Here is a 19042-nt window from a genome sequence, read left to right on the forward strand (position 1 = left end):
TTAGTGGAGTTTGTCAGTTATTTACGTTGTTAATTTGATATTTCTAATGCCTTTGCAGTAAGCAATAGTAAGAATAGTGAAGTTTAGGTAATATCTCAATGATAGCACGTTCGTGAGATGATAAACTAGAAGACATACACGGCAGAAATTCTCTTTTTTATGTTATGCGTTCGATTTAATTTTATAATATGTGTATAATCTAATTAACAACACATTTTATATTAATGGAGTAAAGTATGCGAAAAATTGGTATTGTAGGTATTGGACACGTTGGGTCTACAGTCGCCCATATTATTATTGCGCAAGGTTTGGCTGACGAATTAATTTTGGTAGATAAAAACACTGCCAAGCTCGCAGCAGATGAATTGGATTTTCGTGATGCTGCGAGTCTATTGCGCAATCATGTCACTGTTTATGCGGGCACTGCTAATGATTTAGCGGATGCAGATCTTGTCATTTCAGCACTTGGACATATTGACTTAATTAAACCGGGTGGTGATCGATTCACTGAATTAAAAGCGAACACACCTGAAGTACAACAAGTTGGCAATGATTTGAAAAAAGTAGGCTTCAATGGCGTGTTAATTGTTATTTCAAACCCCGTTGATGTCATTACAGGTATGTATCAAAAATTTACCGGCTTACCTACAAATCAAGTATTCGGCACAGGTACTTATCTTGATACGGCACGTCTCAAGCGTGTACTTGGTGAAGCTTTAGACGTTGATCCCCGTAGTGTTAAAGGCTATATGCTGGGAGAACACGGTGACTCCCAATTTGCTGCTTGGTCAACTGTACAAATTCTAGGCCAAGATATTCAAACTTTAGTTTCACGGTACAACCTGGACCTTGATAAAATTGCTAATGACGCCAGAGTTGGTGGTTTTACCGTTTTTAATGGCAAAAAATATACAAATTTTGCCATTGCTCATGCTGCCGTATCCTTAGCACAACTCGTTCTATCTGATGCACGAAGTGAAGCGATTGTCTCCCACTACGATGACAAATTTAAGAGTTATATTTCAACACCCGCCATTATTGGTCGTGGTGGTGTTGTTCAAACATTTAATTTACCACTCACGTCAGATGAAGAAACTGCGCTACAACACTCAGCAGATGCCATCTCTGAAAAAACGATAGATTATTTGTAAAGAGCACTTTCATACATTTTGAAAATAAAGAGATTTTCTTATCAATTCCTGATCGTTCGTAGAAAAAAAGTCAAAATAGTACTACCAAACATCCTTAAAACATATGATCTAATTTGTATTCTCTAGATGTATAAACATTGGCAACAGGTTGCACTGTTTCTGAATATTAATTCTCATCGATTGCCCACCCGATTTTGGATGTAGCCAAGTATATTAATTGGTTCAACAACGAAAGAATCAGTCTTGCCAAGCGAAAAATGAAAGTGGCCTAATCAGTTCAGCCCTAGATAAAAAGCAGTCCGAATGATTGACTTATGAGCAATCTAAGAACCCCTGAGTTGATGACATATAAAATTGTGTTGCAAACTAAGCGATTACAAAAGGTCCTGTTACAGAACCAGATATCAGTAATTTTGCCGGTACCATTAGTGGTCATAATGCGGACAGAGGAATATTTGTAACGACTTCTACCTATACAAATGATGCTGTCAGTAGATCACGTCAAGGCGCTAATTTAATTATTTTGGTTGATGGTGGATTTATTATTTGAACATAGAATAGGCATTAGCGAAAAAACAGTCGTTGTTATCAATGCAAAAATGTTTCCAAAAGATTAATATACAATCTTGAAAACACGACTGGGTTACGACTAAAAATAAATATATCAGGTGATAAAGGTAGTTGAATTCCTATGGGTTATACAATTATGACAAACAAAAAGACCCCCTAAGTAAGGAGGATATTTTAACGATCATTAAGATCATCAAAATAACGTTTAATTGCGAACGTCACAACAGTACCACATATCGCGTTGAACAATTGTGTTAGTTCTTGGAAGAAATATATCATGGAGTTTCACCTCCTTGCCATTGCGTATAGTAGGAAACAACAGCTTTTTAAGTATATCATGTTTTGAAATAATACTAATATAATGCTATAATATAGGCAGGAAGAAATACATGGAGATTAACCTCTCTAGTAAAAAGGGCTAGTGCGTAGGAACACCAGCTCTTTTTTATTATTCCTAATGAACTGTTCCTGAATTAACAGTCCGTATTCAACTCATTTCAATCGTTTTGCTGACGAATTATTTTGCTTAATTAGTATAAGGAGCAATTTAAATACAACAAGAGGCTTAAATTATGACTAATAAAAATATTTTTGAACAATTGTTTTTGAAAGCTGAACAAACGAACTTACAAGTATTAATGGATAATGCTTTAAACGAAAAAGGTCCCTATAAGAAAAAAGTCTTACATGCAATTTACACGTATGCGCTGGATAAGAAACAAGACGAACTACTTAAAAATAAAGAATTTGTAATTTAAAAAGAAAGACAGTTTATGTTTTCAATAATAGTTGAAATAGTCCTGTTTATATTAGATCTATTGGCAAACTACTTGTGGAACAGCGCTGCACGCAAAAAAGAGCAATCAAAGAACAAGTAAGTTATTGTTTAGACTCAATTTAATCTAGCTATTTTATACTTAGTCCATAGTCAATCAAATGACTATTCTTTTCTCTCCCTAAATTTTTTCATACCCACATATTCTCTCTCAAATCAAAAAGACACCCTCTCTCCCATGAAGTGAACCCAATAACTTGGACAGAATAAAAAATCTGTTCAGAAAGTTATTGGGTTTTTCTATGTCAAAATATTCAAATGAATTTAAATTAATGGTCGTCAAGGAATGGCTCTCGGGTGCCAAGGGTTCAACTGAATTAGTCCAAAAATATGGCATCGGTAGTGATTATATGATTCGCGAATGGCGAGACGAGTATTTTCTGACGGGTTCAATTGGTTCTACAAACCACAAAACCTATACGCCTGAATTCAAAATGCAGGTCATTAATTATTATCTTTCAGGACACTCATGTTCTGAGACGTCACGTCATTTTGCCGTCTTTCCTGGCACAACGATTGCTAATTGGTTGAGCGCCTACCGCATTTTCGGTTACAATGGGTTAAAACCTAAACCGAAAGGCAGACAACCAACTATGGGACGCAAACGCATTCGTCCACTCACACCAGAACAACAAGAACTCGCTGACTTGAAGCAAGAGAATTATCAGTTAAGCATGGAAAATGCTGTGTTACTGTGGTAGGCAACGCGTACAAAAAATTAAAAGCCTTAGTGGATCAACGAACCGAGAAAAACAAACGGTAGTAACGTCACTAAGGCGGACTAAATCCTTTAAATTAGCTGACTTATTGACGCTGATTGGTTTGAAACGCAGTACCTATTATTATCTAGAAGCTCATCCACTCAATATGTCATCAGACAACAAAATAGCGGACGTAATCCGTCAAATTAAGTCACCACAATTCCAAACCGAATATGGGTATCGTCGCGTGACAACGTTGTTGCACGATCAAGGTTATTTAGTGAACCATAAGCGCGTTCTGCGGATTATGCGCCAAAACGTACTCCTCAGCACCACATATAACACACGTAAACGCCGCTATAATTCCTATCGCAGCACAGTAGGTCGGATTGCCGAACGTGTCATTAAACGCGACTTTCAAGCTGACGCACCTTACCAAAAGATCGTCACAGACGTCACTGAAATGCAATTAAACGATCATAATAAAGCTTATTTGACGGCGTTTGTCGATTTATATGCAGGCGAAGTCCTGTCGTATCATTTAGCCAAAACACCAACCATGACGCTTGTCATGCGGCCATTAAAAGCATTGTCAAAGCATCGTGGGGCTATTATTCATAGTGATCAGGGATTCCATTATCAGACACCGCTGTTTATTAACACGTTAAAGGATTTTGGCATGACGCAAAGCATGAGCCGTAAATCAACACCAGTCGACAATGCACCAATTGAGAATTTTTTCCATATTTTGAAAGCTAATATCGTGCATCATAAACAGTATCAATCGTTTCACGATTTCAAAGTGGTCGTGGATGACTTTATCAATTATTACAACAATCACCGTATCAAACAAAAACTCAATGGTTTGTCGCCGGTTCAATATCGGCAACTCACCACTGAGTCTGTTAGTTAATTAATTCTATTTTGTCCAACTATTGGGGTTCACTTCAAAGAGACATTCTCTGCAATAATATTTAAATCCACACATTTTCGTGTGGATTTGTTAATCTACGTGAAGTAAAATTTATTGATACTGGGCGATTGTCATCGTACTTTTTAAATGTAATAACCTTAACACCTGAGAATAGTAACTACTTGCTTTTTTCCTCAGATGATATCAGATATACCGTTTCAGTTAATTACAAACTTATAATAAAAATTGATTGCATTATTTAGCTAATATTATGATAAATATTCCAAATTTTTTTTGGCACAATGTAAACATTTCCAGAACTTCTCGTAAGCGCCACATAAAGTTGATTTCGTATTTTATCACCCAATATACTTGCACTCCAATCATCATTGCAGATATCTTTTAAATTATCCGTTAATACCACAATAGTTTGTTTGTATGTGTCACCTTTTGAATACGACCAATTAACGATCTGATAATTTTCTATGTTAATCGCCTTTAATGTACTACTTGGATAATAAAGTATTTTTGTATTTGTCAATAAATCATTATTCAGTTGCGCAGGATCTTGAATTATTTTTAAAGTATTACGCTTTTTGGCATTAGGTGATTCCAGATTAGTATTAAAATCAATATCAAATTTTTTTCGTATGAATCTAGAAACGTCAGGAGTCACACGCCAAGATGCCTTTAAAGTAACTGTATCCAATTCAATAGTCTTACCAAATATTGTTTTTAATAAGCCTCTCAGATCTTCTATATTGTGTAAGCTACTTAATTTACTTGTAGATTTCTGAGTTGATTGACTTACACCAGATTGAAGGAAATCCCCGACTAAAACAAAGTGAATATTTTTTTTGGTTAGTTTCATCAAATTAACCAATATATCGAATTCTGGTCCAGTTAAATCTTGGTATTCGTCTACAATGATTATATCAACAAATGTTTTCAGCTGCCTTAATACCAAGTCTTTAAATTCTTTATTTTCTTTCAAATTAATTTTGACTAAAGTTGACATACGACTTAGATACATACGATTATATTTATCAAGATAGTGCCTATAATTATCTTGTTTAAAATATTTTGGATTGTACTTTTTATTAATAAACACTTTTGGTGGCAATGCTGTTGTGAATTCGCCTTTGTATCTAGATATTCCGCTTGGTACCATTTTGGATATAAAAGGTTTTAAACACCAGTCAATCAAAAATTTAGAAAACGTTGATACTGAGCATTTTTCCAATGTTTGTTTTGAATCAATGAGTCCTTTACGAATATTTTCAACATTTCCATTAGTATATGTCAAAAAAAGATATCTTTTCATTGAGTCAAGATCATTGGTAATATGGTATGTTTTTCCAGCTCCAGCCACCGCTTGAATTATTTTATGAACCATTTTAAATCCTCGTGTAAGTACTCTGGAACTGAAATGTTTTTTTCTTCAATTGACTTATCATATTCTAGTGCTGAGTCAACTTTATTATTCAGTAAATATACTAATTCTTTAGGAAGATTTTTGTGCTTGCCCCATTCGGTTTTAGAACTACGATGATTCCAAGATTTTGATTCAAACCATTCTTGGTTAGCATAAAATAATGTCGCCTCAAATGTAAAGTGTTCTTTATTTTCGGGAATTGATACTCTAACATTTTCCGAAGTATTGACCATGCTTGTTAAACTTTCTTGTCGATTGTCATTTCCGTCATTATCAGTTATAATAAGCACTTTGTTGCCCAATTTTTTTGCCACTTCAATAAATCTTTTTGCATGATCTCCGCCCATCGAAAGCAGATGAATCCCTTCCTCCGCAAGTGATTTTCCAGTTGTTACCCTAAACATTGTATCCATTAACACATATTCTGTAGGTCCTTCGACTAAAATAACTTTTTTTGCTAACATAAATTGCAGAATATTTAAATTATCTAATCGTGAGAAATAAAATGCAGTATTTGAATCCAATGAATTTAAAGATAGAAACCTATTTTCTGTTAATAAAAGTACATTTTTCAAGTTCAATCTATTCACAATCAAAGGATTATGTGTTGTCAAAATAACTTGTCTGTTTGCTTTTTCTAAATCTAGTATGAATTGAATTTGTTGTGTAGCAAGATCAAATGTCAGATGATTTTCAGGTTCCTCTAACAAAACTAGCTTAGATTCAGATTTTAATGCAATTTTTGTTTTGATAATATTTTCTACACCACTTCCTTCTTGTCGAAGTGGAATTGGACTATCTTTTGAAAATATTTCTAATGTGTCTCTGACCAAAATACGTGCTGGATCGGCTTGCAAATGTAAATCATCTCCAATTAGATTAGTAATATCATCTTTATAAAAACTCAACTGCTTTTTTAATTTTGTTGCTAACTGGCTTTGCGTTTTAATAGATAAAGAATTATATATCTGATTCTTGTAGCTAGAAAAAGAATCACCATCAGCTTTATCAGTATCAATAACAATTGATTTCAAAGGATTCTTGCGATAGTGATAAGAGCCTATAGCTGTTTCCCAACTTGGTTTATAAAACTCATAAGGAACTAATGAGGTATTATCCTCTGCTATTAAACTTTGAAGTTCTGTATTAAAGTTTTCATCAAATGAGTATTCAAATTTTATGAATAATGACATTTGCCCATCGGGGCCAATACCTGAAAAAATATGATTTGGTGTGTCATTACTCAAATTAAGATACACAATCATTTCCATTTTTGGAAGAGTAGATATTTTCGGATTTTCAATGAAAGCCCTTTCTGCATTTTTGTTCATCAACATACCATACTCATTTCGAAACCGTCTATCGTCAATTCCCTTTTGATTTAGTACAATATCTATTGCTTGAAGAATAGATGACTTACCGGCTGCATTTTCACCTATAATTACATTTAAGTTTGGATTGAATTCAAACTCACTTTCTTTGAATTTTTTAAAATTTTTAAGTGATATTTTACTGATATAATCGTTAGACACAGCGAACCTCCCCAAGGCTTTCAATAGAAGTCTGAAATTAGCATACTTATGAACAAAATATTAATTTGTAAGATATCTTTTGTTTCACATTAAACAGTGATATTTCAAATGATTTGGCACAAAATTTTACCAAATTAAGACATGGTGTGCATAGTGATAATTCAACAAAATTTGATACTATTAAAAATTTTATCACTGAAAACATTTTTTTAATTTCTTATTACGCTATTTAACAAAAAAGTTGTTAAAATTTCTTTATGTGCTTAATTTTTTACGACTGCAGATGGTTTGATGTAGCATAATATGTCACTCTATGCACAACATAATATTAGTAATAGGATTCTTTCTAACATCGAAAAAACTTACTTTGGTTATAGAAGGTGTTTTAAACTATTTTTTAAACTCTTATAAAGATGCCGAGGCAGTTTGTTGAAATAAAAGATTTCTTAATTTAAATAAAAAGCAAAAATATATTTTCCTATTTTTGCTCATATACATATTATTTGTAAAACATACAAACTACTAAAGATTTTTAATTGATAACTCTGGCCACATGGTTATAAGTGTCAATGCAATTTTATAGAAAAAGTGCGTTACTTCTTGTCACGGAATGACAAAAGGAACTTTTTTAAATGTTTAATAATGTAGTGGAAAAAATAGTTGAATCTATTTAATTTTGAAAAAAATTTATTGTATTACTTATTGCTGTCCACTTCTCTTTTCGTAATCAACACAAACCAAATGGATAATATCCAGCATTTTATCAAATCCTTCAAAGATACTATCTTTTTGATGTTTTCTGATTATTAATGAAAAGTCATTTTTTGTTATCTTACGTCCAGAGCCCTTATATTTTTTTTCAAACGTTCCGAGCCCGAAAACTTTATCAAGCACGTAATCAGAAAATAAATTTTCTATTTCAAAAATATTGTCCTTTGTTGTCCCCTTTTTTGAAACTACTGCAATATACAAATTGGATGTTAGATGTATAAATCCATGTTGATGTAGTTCATCATAAAAATTTTGAATTATTGGAAATTTAGAAACATCTTTCCAATAATTCGCCAGAGGCATCAGTGGTGAATCTTTTTGTACTTTTTTATACATTTCGTGATCTAGTAGTAAAATTACAGGTTGATCTGGCTTAATACCATATTTGTACATTTTATTTGATATATTCATTAATGAAGAGTTGTGGTAAAGATTGGAAATATTTTTTAAAGAATCCCCACCCTTTATAAATCCAAAGAAATACTTAGTACTTTTCGATCTTTTTAAAAAATCGACATTTAAATCATTTCTCTGTAAATTTTTAATTGCACTTTTTAAATAAACAATGTCTGTATGGCCTTCTGTAACGATAAGTGGTTTCTTATTTTTAAAAAAGTATTTATAAAATAGAAAATTCCGATAGGCCTTTTCTCTTGATGAAAATGCTTCTGGATATAAATACGGAGTACTTATTTTGCCGTTAAGCAAATGAGATTTATTATTAGGTCTCATAGCTTGGTACTCAAAACTATACCTTTCATAAAGTAAATTATTTTTCCAATCAATGTCATTTATATGTGAAAATCGTCCTTCCAACTTATATAATTTATCTCTATCATATTCCTGACCATCGATCGTAAAATGTCCAGTAGTATAAAGTGATAAAGCCATAGATCTTGTATTTTTGTAGAATTGATATGGGACATTTACTTTCTTGTTCACGCTTAATCCAGTTACAGTTTGACGAACATCTGGTCCACTAAATCGCATTTTGGACCAATTAATATCAAAGCCGTCTCTTTTAATCTGTGTTTCAAGAAGTTTTACAAATTGTTCAAGTCGATTTATAAAATTAAAATCGTTTGTAGAAAAAGTCATATCATCCGCATAACGTGTGTATGTCAATTTATATTCTTTTGATATTTTAAGAATGTGCTGATCAATTGACTGACAAATTAAGTTAGATATAACTGGAGAAAGTGAGGATCCTTGAGCTAACATGCCGTCATGACATGTCAATTGAGCAATAGCAACTGAAACCTCATTAGTTAAAGAAAATTTTTTATTTTTCATAAAAAATCCAACAACTCTACCAAAATGTAAAGAAGGGAAAAAATTTAACAAATCTATATTTAAAACAAGATTTTTATTTCGGTGTATTAAACCATTTGTGTAAATACCATGTTTTTTTTGATAAGCTTGGGATAATGGAGTAAAGGGTGCTTCCCCTTTTTCTTCATGTAGCAAATCATTAATCTTGGTTGCTAATTTTTTTTGTACAAGTTTCAATGACTTTTCAGGGGCATTAATTTTTCTCGTACCACCCGACTTTTTAGTAATTTCGAACTGAAAATATTTATTATTAGCTCCACCATGGGAATATAGAACTTTTTTAAGTTGCCAAGTCTTTATTTCTAAGCACTCTGCTAAGTCGTCAATAGTTTTAGCTTCATTAAGATACATCTATTCATCTTCGCTTCTAAATTTATTATAAAAAAAAAGCCAAGGCAGCTCATTGTTCACAAAGTGTAAACAACATCGGCAACATTACCCTTCGGCAATGAACCCGTAATGAATGTTACTACCATTGTTGTAAAACCCCTCGATTCAAAGGGTGAAAATCCAACCTTGACTATAGATATTGTATCATATCAGTCTAAAACAACCATGATTTCTTTAGTAGACTTTTATTTAGATGACTTTACAACTTTCATCTTATTTGGCACACCCAATCGATTAATAAAATTAATTCACTGTTAATATCTCACTTCTTCGATTTTGATGACATAAGCTTTAGGCGCAACTTATATGCCACTATAAGTGCTCATCTCATCGGTCTTATGATTTTCTTCAACACAGTACCAGACTTTTCTCTCTGTACCTGCGCTTGATTGATAGCTGATAATCATATAAAATTAGGTTATTGAAAATACTTTAAATTCTGATTCTCATTACTAACGTTGTCGAAGGCATTATTTTATCAATCAAGAGTATATTTAGTTTCCAATGTACTGAAACACAGCTAGTAAATTCTAGTTGTGTTTTTTTGTGCTGATTTTTAATGTTAATACTTTCTTAATAAATACTCGTATTTGACAAAAAGAATAGGCACAAGGAATGTTACAGAAGTATTTCAACTCCTGTTTCACACTTTATGCTTATAAGTTTATACTTTAAGTGCAAGTTATTTACCAGATGTTTAATCAATTGGTAAAATTCCGGAAATGTTTTTGTAATTTTACTGGTTGATTTTTTCTTTGTAAGACACTTCTTGTTTTATTGTACCAATAATGTCATACACAAATGTTAAATCACTGTCCACGGTTTCTAAAGCTTATTTTAAGGCTGTTTAACATCTTGATTCCTCAACTAAATGGCTAAAAAAATACAGATACTCAGTTGATTTGCTGCGTATCTGTATTTTTTCTGAAAAGTTTTGTCAGTTATTTAATGACTGCAAAAACTTTTTACGTTTTTCGTTTGTTGAATTATTAATATTTCCTAGGTGTTTCCAGGAAAATTTTTTTACTCCAATTTGTTTTAAAGTAGACCTAACCGATCCGTTAATACAGTTTCCAGAAAAATATTTAATATAAAATTTGGGGGAAGTTGACGTTGTAATAACTTCTGCTGAATAAATATTTGTTAAAAGCCCTTTTACACCTGTTCTTCCAGAAACATAAGCAAAATTCATTTTTAACACTTTATCAAAGAATCCTTTTAAAATAGCTGGTATATCATTCCACCAAATTGGTGTAATGATAATTAATCTTTTAGTTTCTTTCAATTGCCTTTGATATTCTTTTACTAACGGATCCAATGTTTCGCCAGTTTTAAAAAGAGATAATTCTTCAGTAGAATATACTGGATTAAACCCATCTTTGTAAATATTGATGAGGTTGTAATTAATTTTCTTCTGTTTTTTATCTGATATTATAGTATCTAAAACTGCATGATTATAGCTCTTATCATATGGATGTACATAAATAATTGTGGTTTTATTGTTCATAAGTAATTCACTTTCTCTATTATTTATTTAACTTTTAAGGCTTAACGTGTAAATTTTTATCATATCTTGTATATAAGCTTCTAAAATTTTGTTTTTATTGTTGCTGTTTATTCCTTCAGCAACAACAGCTAAACCACTTATATAGGACCATAAATTTATTATATGTTTGTTATAGTTGTTAGTGACTCCGTAATAATTCAGATATTGAATCACTGATTTTTTAAAAAGATTAAAACTATTTTGCTCATCAAAATTATCAATGTGTACACTAGAATCTAATTCAACATGGCGTTCGAATTCGCTATAAAAAAGAAATTCAAAGTAGTATCTGTAGTTTTGGGAATATAGTAAAAAACGGACGCCCATTTGTGTTAATTTTTCTTCTGGATTTGCAATCGATTGTTTAGATTCTGCATTTAAAAAACAGTAAAAGTCATATGAGACCTTTACTAGTAAGGCTCCCATTAAATCATTTTTTCCTTTAAAGTGTCTATATATAGATGGTGAACTAACATTGCAAAGTTTTGCTATTTCCTTCAATTCAACTTCTTGAAAGCCTCTATCATTAATTATTTTTAAACCTTGTTTGATAATTTCATTTTTCAAATTCCCATGATGAAAAAAATTTTTTTCACTCATTTTGACGTCTCCTTTAATTGAATAACAGATAATAGTGTGAACAGTATTGTAGTTCCCAATAATATAATTGTTATATCAATATTTGTCAATAAGTGTCCAAATACTTCAACTTTTATTCCCATATACAATTTTAATTGATTAATTGTGGATATGCTATCTTTTTGAGTAATATTTTTTAAAGGAGAATCTGCCAAAGCACTTCTTATTTGTGCCACTCCATAAGTTGGTGGAAAAAATTTCATTAAAAATTGAACATATTTAGGTAAAGCACCAATTGGTAAATAAATACCTGCAAGAAATCCTGTTAATGTTCCGACAATGGTTGATATTGAGCTAAAAGCAGTAACAGATTTGACAAAATTTACTATAAAAAAAGTCAGACTAGTTGAAGATAGTATATTTATAATTACATACAACAGTAATAATGGTAAAGAAGAAAAACTAATTATTGTATATCCCAATATTTTCATTACTATAGTCCAAAGTATAAATGCAATTAAAGTAATAATAAAACTCATTATCCAAGCAGCAATAATATAGCTAAGAACGATAGATAATTTTGATACGGGACTAACCGCAAAGCTTTTAAATATTTCTGTTTCATCATCCTTGACTTTAACCCCAAATATACCTAATGATACTGTTACTGAACTAACAATAATAATACCTGATAAAACCCACGTATTAACAAAAAGAAAATTCCCAGTATTGACTCCTATTGTATTGTTGATTGTTGACTCCAAATAATTTCCTAAAAACAGTACATATAATGCTATTGTCACCAATATTGCTATTAAAGATGAAATAATTGTTCCCTTATCTCTAAAATAGATTTTTAAATGTCTACTAATCAATGTAACTCCTCCTCAGAACGTTTCAAAATGTTTAAAAAGGCATCATCTAAACTGCCTTTTTGAAACTCAAATGAATCTATTAAATCGCTATTTTTTTTCAGTTCTTTACTAACTTCATCTATACTGGGGTTTTGAATAATTACATGATCCTCAAATTCTTCAAATTTTATATTTGATTTTACCAATGAATTAATGAGATTATCTTTTACATTATTTTGTGGATATATTAAAAATTTATCACAAGAATATTGATTTTTTAGCTCTAAAGAGGACCCCTTCGCAATTATTTTACCATTATTTAATACCATAATTAAGTCAGAATTTTTGGCTTCTTCAAGATAGTGTGTGGTTAAAAAAATGGTCATTCCAAGATTCTTTTTTAGTTCCCATATAATTTCCCAAACTCTCTTTCTTGATTTGGGATCCAATCCAGTAGTTGGCTCATCAAGTAATAATATTTTAGGATTATGGAAAATTGCTCGAGCAATTTCAACTCTTCTTTTCTGCCCTCCTGATAAAGTTATAAAATTTTGATTCAAATACTTTTTAAAATTTAATTTATTTGCAAGTTCATTTAATCTTTTATCAAACTTCCTACCCTTTATTCCATATAAACTGGCTCTAAACTTTAAATTTTCTGATACAGTCAATAAATCATCTAAAACATTTTGTTGATAAACAATACCTATTTCCCTTCTAATTTTATTTTTTTCAGTTTTAACATTTAATCCATCAACATAGGTCTCTCCACTTGAAGCATTTAAAACTGTACAAATAATGTTAATTGTAGTTGATTTTCCAGCGCCATTGGTCCCTAAAAAAGAAAATAGGGCTCCTTTTTCTACATCAAAGCTTATGTTATCTACAACAATAGTATCATTATATTTTTTTGTTAAATTATTTACTGATATAATTGAGTTCATCATTTCTCCTTTTGAGAAAATACTTTTGTATAACAAATACAAAATGTATCGACATACCGAATACTTAGAAATAATTTTTTATTTTTAAAAAATAATTTTGTTTTAAAACTATCATCTCTGAATGATACAGATACTTCCTTTTCACTTATTAAAAAAACTTCAAGTCCTTTAGGATTTCCACTTAATCCTATTCCTAGTAATTTTCCTACTGCCTCTTTTATGCACCATAAAGTCGTATAACCTCTATCTAAAAACTGTTGTGGATAAATTTGAGAAAGATATTCGATTTCTTTAGTAGAAAAACTAAAATGCAAAAATAAATCAGAAGAATTAGAAAAAATATTTTCTATATCAATTCCCACTTTTACGTTGGAATCTGAGAATATAACACCAACCAATGGATAGCAATAAGAAATGCTAACATCTAAGTTAGTAGATACTCCCTGATTGAGGACAAAAGGTTTACCTGTAATATTTTCTTTATTAAGAATTTCAATATCATCACTATTCGTTTTTAAAACATTACTAATTGAATTTTTTAGCAAGTGTCTTGATAATATTATTGAATTTTTTCGTGTTGTAGTATTTTGCCTATCAATTTTTTCTTTTTCACGTTTTGTTAAACTACCTCTCATACCTTTCAACTCTTCAGCAGTATAGTCAGAAACATCTTTCAAAATGTATTCTTTATTGTTGAGAGATACAATATTAAAGTGCAATATCATAATCTGAGACCTGTCCAACTTTCGTTAAATGCATTTTTTTAATGGAAAGGAGTAGCTCTTTATCTCTATAAATATAACCATCATAAATTACTTCATTATTTTCTTCACCTATTTTTTTAACATATACCTTTAGTTGTTCACCGATTTTAAAGTTACCGTATTTGACTGTTTCAGAAATATGTGTGGGCACAACAGTAGAACCATTTTGATGAAACTCATTTAATAACATCAGTCTGCCAAAATTATCAATGAGAATTGGATTTATTTGTGAATTAATGTTCTTCAAGAATGTGAAGACACCACTTTCATCTGTTACAATAATGTTTGCTCCCGTAATATTTTTATTAGAGTCAGTTCTTACATTGTTGATATTCTGAAATTCTGGCCCAAAAAAAATATTTTCTTTTCCTTTATCATAATATTTGTAAATATCTAAACTTTTCTCCATATCAATGTTATTAATTTCAATTAAATCTGTTTCAAAATTAGCTGGAGTTATTGGTATACTATTCTTCTCCATCTCTATAATTCCTGATGAGTTTACAATGTCGTTTTGTAAAACGACACCGTCTATATTTTTAAAATCGGAAGTAATTATCATTTTAATAATTAGTTTATCTTCATTTTGAAATATAATATTCCCAGTAATTTTTAAATCAACCGTTCTGGTTGGATAGACTTTTATAAATCTCATAAAATTAAAATCACGAATTTTTGTAATCCGAAAACCATTTTGTTCATTTAAATTTAGATATAAATCTGCTAATTCTGCAGCAGCTTCAATATGAAATACTCCCGCTAAAACGTTCGTCCCATTAACAATATGTTCTTGTAAATGTCTGTCAGTAGTTATAGACAACTTTCTTGTCGCTGTGATTTTATTTTTATCAAAATATTCAACCTTTTCAATCATTGAGTATTTTTCTCTATCAATAACGATGTTATCATCATTGATTATGTTTTTTTTGGACTGATCTGGCTGTACATCATCAAGTTGACCTAACGGCATATTCTTTTCTCCAAGATGATTAAAAATAAGAACCTCATTTAGATTTTGATATAAGAAAATTTCTTCTAAAAATCTTTGTGTTCCCTCAGATACGGAAATAAAGGATAGTCCTCGTTCATATTTTTGAACTTTTTCAACGTCATCATTCATCGCCATACCAACTTCGTCCCAAGCTGGCCAACCGATTACTATACTTTTAGTATTTGTAAGACTATTAATGTTATTAGAAATCTTCACTAATAGGTCTGCTGCTGCCGAATAATCTACCTGTCCATCCATTCCAAAACGACCACTAATTGAACCCATATGAATAATGAATTTGATTTGGCTTTGTGTAATAAAATACTTAAATAACATAAATATTGAATTTGATTTTACTTTTACGACATTTTGTGCTAAAAGTTCATTCTTAGCATTAATTTTTCCAAATGATGGTAGTCCAGCTCCATTAATTATGCCACTGATACGAATATTTTTATCATCTAAATGTTGCTTTAGTTCTACAACATACTTTTCTTTTGAAAAATCGCACTTGATATAATCAAATTGAATTTTTAAATCTGTTAAAATTTTAAGATTATTAAATAAGACTCTGGCATTTTTAAGCTTTTCATATTCAAATACAATTTCTATAACAGAAAGATTTGGGTCTATTCTCTTTCTCTCAACCATAAATTCTTTCTTGTATTTTTCAAACTCAATTTCTGACATTTGAATATACGGGTTATTTTTTGATGGTAACTCAGTTCTCCCAGTTAAAATAAGTTTTGTACCTGTAGAAATAGCTAATTTTTTAGCGCATTCGTATGTAATACCTCTACCACCACCTGTAACCAGAATTACTTCTTCATTAGATAATTTAAAACTTGTAGTAGAGACGTCATCTTGAACTTTTGAAGTAATAACTCCTTTTCTGACATTATTTTTAATACCTATTTCGATTAATTTTCCATAAGTTGAAAATTCTTTCAATAAAATATTAGCAACTTGCTCATCTGTAAGATTATCTGATTCATTAATATCTACTACCTTCGAAATAAATGGTCTTAATTCTTTTTCCAACGCTTTAATGAAACCAGTAACTAGTCCTCCTAGTGGATTTATTGTTTCATGATTTTTATTTTCTAACCCAAAATAGTCACCAATATTTGTTGCCCCAAAATAAGCTGTATTGCTATTATTACTTAAAAAATCATAGGAAATTTTACTTGTATAAAATAGACCATTATAAATATTTAATGTTCTATTCTCCCATTCATGCATATTTTCAAAGTCATTAATTGATGAAAATTCTGTTATTCCTTGTAAATTGATAATACAATCTACTTTTCCCAGAAGAGTAATGTTATATTCAATAATACGCTTTAGTTCTTTGGTATTTTCAAAATCAACTTCTAGTGGTGAAATTGTCGTAACTTTATTTTTTTCAGAAAGCTTTTCAGAGAGCAGTTTACCAATTACACCTTTCTTGGATTCACTAATGATTAGAATGCTTTTGTCTTCTAATAAATATTGCATCTCATGCTTTTGACTAAAATTAATTGTTTTTGAAGTGTAACGATTCATATCATAGAACTCATCAGGCTGTATTATTACATTCTCATCAGCCTGTATTTCAGTATTAGTAATACTCTTTTTAGCCACTAATGCAACAATTTGCGAAATTGTTCGAGGATTTTCACTATTATCAAATTCTGAGTCACTAATTGTGAATTCATCTTTTACTTTGGCCAAAATTTCTGCTTGTTTTACTGAGTCAATTCCTAAATCTGCTTCAAGATCTGCGTCGTCTTCTAATAATTCTAATGGATATCCTGTCTTTTCACTGATATATCCTTTTACTTTATCACTAATCTGTTCTGCATTTTCTTCTTTAACTGATGTTGCATTTTCTACGTCCGCTAGTGAATCAGCAGTTTTTATGAGTGCAACAATTTGCGAAATTGTTCGAGGATTTTCACTATTATCAAATTCTGAGTCACTAATTGTGAATTCATCTTTTACTTTGGCCAAAATTTCTGCTTGTTTTACTGAGTCAATTCCTAAGTCTGCTTCAAGATCTGCGTCGTCTTCTAATAATTCTAATGGATATCCTGTCTTTTCACTGATATATCCTTTTACTTTATCACTAATCTGTTCTGCATTTTCTTCTTTAACTGATGTTGCATTTTCTACGTCCGCTAGTGAATCAGCAGTTTTTATGAGTGCAACAATTTGCGAAATTGTTCGAGGATTTTCACTATTATCAAATTCTGAGTCACTAATTGTGAATTCATCTTTTACTTTGGCCAAAATTTCTGCTTGTTTTACTGAGTCAATTCCTAAATCTGCTTCAAGATCTGCGTCGTCTTCTAATAATTCTAATGGATATCCTGTCTTTTCACTGATATATCCTTTTACTTTATCACTAATCTGTTCTGCATTTCCTAACTTAATTAGCAATTCATCATTTTTTTTGGAACTGGAGTTTTCATACTCAGGTACTTTATTTAAAATTAGTGCATCAAAACTAGTGTATTGCGACTGACTTTTTCTATTGTATTTTTCAATAATTTGTTCCTGAGTCTCACTAGATAATGCTAGTTGTAAACCATAATTAGATTGAAAATCATTTGTTTCAATTGATTTTTTAATAATGTCAATTGGATAACCTGTGACACTATTAATAATTGCGTATAAACTATGATTACTATCTTGATTGTCAATCATTGATAACTTTACCTCTGCTTTTTTCAATGTTACAAAATCATTTTCTTTTTTTGAATTTAAGTTGATGCATGTATATTCTTTTCCTTTTAATATTTCGTCCACAATATTAGTCATAATTCTATTGGAGCCACATTCAAAAAATTTTTTTACATTATAGTTATTATATAAATCTTCTATTATACTTTTAAAATTAAATGGCTCAATTAATTGATTTCCCAAAATTTCAACAATATTAACAAAATCTTTTTTTAAATACAGACGTGATAAAATAGTTGAATAGATATTAATTGAGGGTATTGTAAAACTAATCTTTTTAATTTCTTGTTGATATTTTCCTTTGATTGACTCTAAAAGCGCGGAATGAAATGGATAAGGAACAGGTAAAATATATGAAACTATTTCAATACTTTCACAATATTTTTCAAGTTGTTTTATGTCTTCCTTTGTTCCGGATATTATTTTTTGAGTTTGTGAATTTACAATAGCTAATTCTAAGTTATCATGTAGAAACAAATAATTATTTATTGCTTTTTCTTCTTCGTTACTTGATAACTTTAATGAAATCATTCGACCCTTAGATTTTTCATCCAAGAATTCTAGACATTTTGCTCTCTGATAAGCAATTTTTATAGCATCTTTAAAACTAATCACACTTGCTGCACATAATGCTGAAATTTCTCCTAAACTATGTCCTAATAAAACGTTTGGACATACTCCATATTTCTTCTTTAAAATTCTAAAGTAGACTTCATTTGCAATTATAATTGCAGGTTGCATTAGAGTTGGAATAGTATTTATTTCATCTGTCTTTAAGCGTTCCCAGAAAGGCATTCCAGCAATTTCTTTATAGTAATCTTCCGACTCTTTAAGAACTTCGTCAACAATTTTATGCTTTCCTTTCAAATCAGAAAGCATGTTAACATACTGAGAGCCATGGCCAGGGAATATTACAGCTTTTTTACCGGATATATTTCTTTTCAAATAAATTCCATTATCTTCTAACAGTTGTATTCTTTCGAGAGCAATTTCTTTTTCCATATTAATTC

General features: G+C 30.5%; 14 protein-coding genes. 5 read left to right on the forward strand and 9 right to left on the reverse strand.

The genetic code is table 11. From position 1 onward, the window contains the following. The first annotated feature begins 236 nt into the window (after positions 1-236). The 5 genes from LEGAS_RS09165 to LEGAS_RS09180 all read left to right on the forward strand — a co-directional run bounded on the left by LEGAS_RS09165 (position 237) and on the right by LEGAS_RS09180 (position 4170). Positions 237-1151: an L-lactate dehydrogenase gene (locus tag LEGAS_RS09165; protein WP_010384371.1), complete on the forward strand. Its 915-nt coding sequence runs from the start codon at positions 237-239 to the stop codon at positions 1149-1151. A 424-nt stretch (positions 1152-1575) separates the two neighbouring features. Continuing rightward, complete coding sequence (locus LEGAS_RS10225) at positions 1576-1701, forward strand: restriction endonuclease (protein WP_242821471.1); 126 nt, start codon at positions 1576-1578, stop codon at positions 1699-1701. A gap of 592 nt (positions 1702-2293) precedes the next feature. Beyond that, entirely contained in the window at positions 2294-2479 is a 186-nt protein-coding gene (locus tag LEGAS_RS09170; RefSeq protein WP_010381893.1) for a hypothetical protein, read from the forward strand. 319 nt (positions 2480-2798) lie between these two features. Beyond that, positions 2799-3257, forward strand: coding sequence for a helix-turn-helix domain-containing protein (locus LEGAS_RS09800; protein ID WP_010381895.1), 459 nt, complete (start codon positions 2799-2801; stop codon positions 3255-3257). Then, the gene (locus tag LEGAS_RS09180; protein ID WP_013232037.1) at positions 3238-4170 is read left to right on the forward strand and encodes an IS3 family transposase; all 933 of its coding nucleotides are present in this window, start codon (positions 3238-3240) and stop codon (positions 4168-4170) included. The genes LEGAS_RS09800 and LEGAS_RS09180 overlap by 20 nt, the downstream gene beginning before the upstream one ends. 259 nt (positions 4171-4429) lie before the next feature. On the opposite strand, the gene LEGAS_RS09185 is transcribed toward LEGAS_RS09180, so the two are convergent. The 9 genes from LEGAS_RS09185 to LEGAS_RS09225 all read right to left on the reverse strand — a co-directional run bounded on the left by LEGAS_RS09185 (position 4430) and on the right by LEGAS_RS09225 (position 19034). Next, entirely contained in the window at positions 4430-5566 is a 1137-nt protein-coding gene (locus LEGAS_RS09185; protein ID WP_013232038.1) for an AAA family ATPase, read from the reverse strand. After that, positions 5551-7137, reverse strand: a complete 1587-nt coding sequence (locus LEGAS_RS09190) for an ATP-dependent nuclease (RefSeq protein WP_013232039.1) — start codon at positions 7135-7137, stop codon at positions 5551-5553. The genes LEGAS_RS09185 and LEGAS_RS09190 overlap by 16 nt, the downstream gene beginning before the upstream one ends. A gap of 699 nt (positions 7138-7836) precedes the next feature. Further along, complete coding sequence (locus tag LEGAS_RS09195) at positions 7837-9591, reverse strand: retron Ec67 family RNA-directed DNA polymerase/endonuclease (protein WP_013232041.1); 1755 nt, start codon at positions 9589-9591, stop codon at positions 7837-7839. Between the two features lie 976 nt (positions 9592-10567). After that, a complete protein-coding gene (locus LEGAS_RS09200; RefSeq protein WP_010381906.1) occupies positions 10568-11137 on the reverse strand; it encodes an NAD(P)H-dependent oxidoreductase in 570 nt (189 codons plus the stop codon). Between the two features lie 27 nt (positions 11138-11164). Beyond that, complete coding sequence (locus LEGAS_RS09205) at positions 11165-11776, reverse strand: TetR/AcrR family transcriptional regulator (RefSeq protein ID WP_013232042.1); 612 nt, start codon at positions 11774-11776, stop codon at positions 11165-11167. After that, positions 11773-12630 (reverse strand): ABC transporter permease, encoded by an 858-nt coding sequence (locus tag LEGAS_RS09210; protein WP_013232043.1) that lies wholly within the window; start codon positions 12628-12630, stop codon positions 11773-11775. The genes LEGAS_RS09205 and LEGAS_RS09210 overlap by 4 nt, the downstream gene beginning before the upstream one ends. Beyond that, a complete protein-coding gene (locus LEGAS_RS09215; protein WP_242821463.1) occupies positions 12627-13556 on the reverse strand; it encodes an ABC transporter ATP-binding protein in 930 nt (309 codons plus the stop codon). Before LEGAS_RS09215 ends, LEGAS_RS09210 begins: the two co-directional genes overlap by 4 nt. Then, positions 13553-14278 carry a 4'-phosphopantetheinyl transferase family protein gene (locus tag LEGAS_RS09220; protein ID WP_041771796.1) on the reverse strand — a complete coding sequence of 242 codons (726 nt, stop codon included), beginning with the start codon at positions 14276-14278 and terminating at the stop codon, positions 13553-13555. The genes LEGAS_RS09215 and LEGAS_RS09220 overlap by 4 nt, the downstream gene beginning before the upstream one ends. Next, positions 14262-19034, reverse strand: coding sequence for an SDR family NAD(P)-dependent oxidoreductase (locus LEGAS_RS09225; RefSeq protein WP_013232046.1), 4773 nt, complete (start codon positions 19032-19034; stop codon positions 14262-14264). Before LEGAS_RS09225 ends, LEGAS_RS09220 begins: the two co-directional genes overlap by 17 nt. Positions 19035-19042: the final 8 nt, after the last annotated feature.

The sequence above is a fragment of the Leuconostoc gasicomitatum LMG 18811 genome, assembly GCF_000196855.1.
GTDB lineage: Bacteria > Bacillota > Bacilli > Lactobacillales > Lactobacillaceae > Leuconostoc > Leuconostoc gasicomitatum.

Bases quoted from the DNA above. Each gene is read 5' to 3' on its own strand.
- LEGAS_RS09170 (WP_010381893.1), top strand. From the start codon at position 2,294: ATGACTAATAAAAATATTTTTGAACAATTGTTTTTGAAAGCTGAACAA.
- LEGAS_RS09205 (WP_013232042.1), bottom strand. From the start codon at position 11,776: ATGAGTGAAAAAAATTTTTTTCATCATGGGAATTTGAAAAATGAAATT.
- LEGAS_RS09225 (WP_013232046.1), bottom strand. From the start codon at position 19,034: ATGGAAAAAGAAATTGCTCTCGAAAGAATACAACTGTTAGAAGATAAT.
- LEGAS_RS09200 (WP_010381906.1), bottom strand. From the start codon at position 11,137: ATGAACAATAAAACCACAATTATTTATGTACATCCATATGATAAGAGC.
- LEGAS_RS09165 (WP_010384371.1), top strand. From the start codon at position 237: ATGCGAAAAATTGGTATTGTAGGTATTGGACACGTTGGGTCTACAGTC.
- LEGAS_RS09180 (WP_013232037.1), top strand. From the start codon at position 3,238: ATGCTGTGTTACTGTGGTAGGCAACGCGTACAAAAAATTAAAAGCCTT.
- LEGAS_RS09185 (WP_013232038.1), bottom strand. From the start codon at position 5,566: ATGGTTCATAAAATAATTCAAGCGGTGGCTGGAGCTGGAAAAACATAC.
- LEGAS_RS09800 (WP_010381895.1), top strand. From the start codon at position 2,799: ATGTCAAAATATTCAAATGAATTTAAATTAATGGTCGTCAAGGAATGG.
- LEGAS_RS09195 (WP_013232041.1), bottom strand. From the start codon at position 9,591: ATGTATCTTAATGAAGCTAAAACTATTGACGACTTAGCAGAGTGCTTA.
- LEGAS_RS09215 (WP_242821463.1), bottom strand. From the start codon at position 13,556: ATGATGAACTCAATTATATCAGTAAATAATTTAACAAAAAAATATAAT.
- LEGAS_RS09220 (WP_041771796.1), bottom strand. From the start codon at position 14,278: ATGATATTGCACTTTAATATTGTATCTCTCAACAATAAAGAATACATT.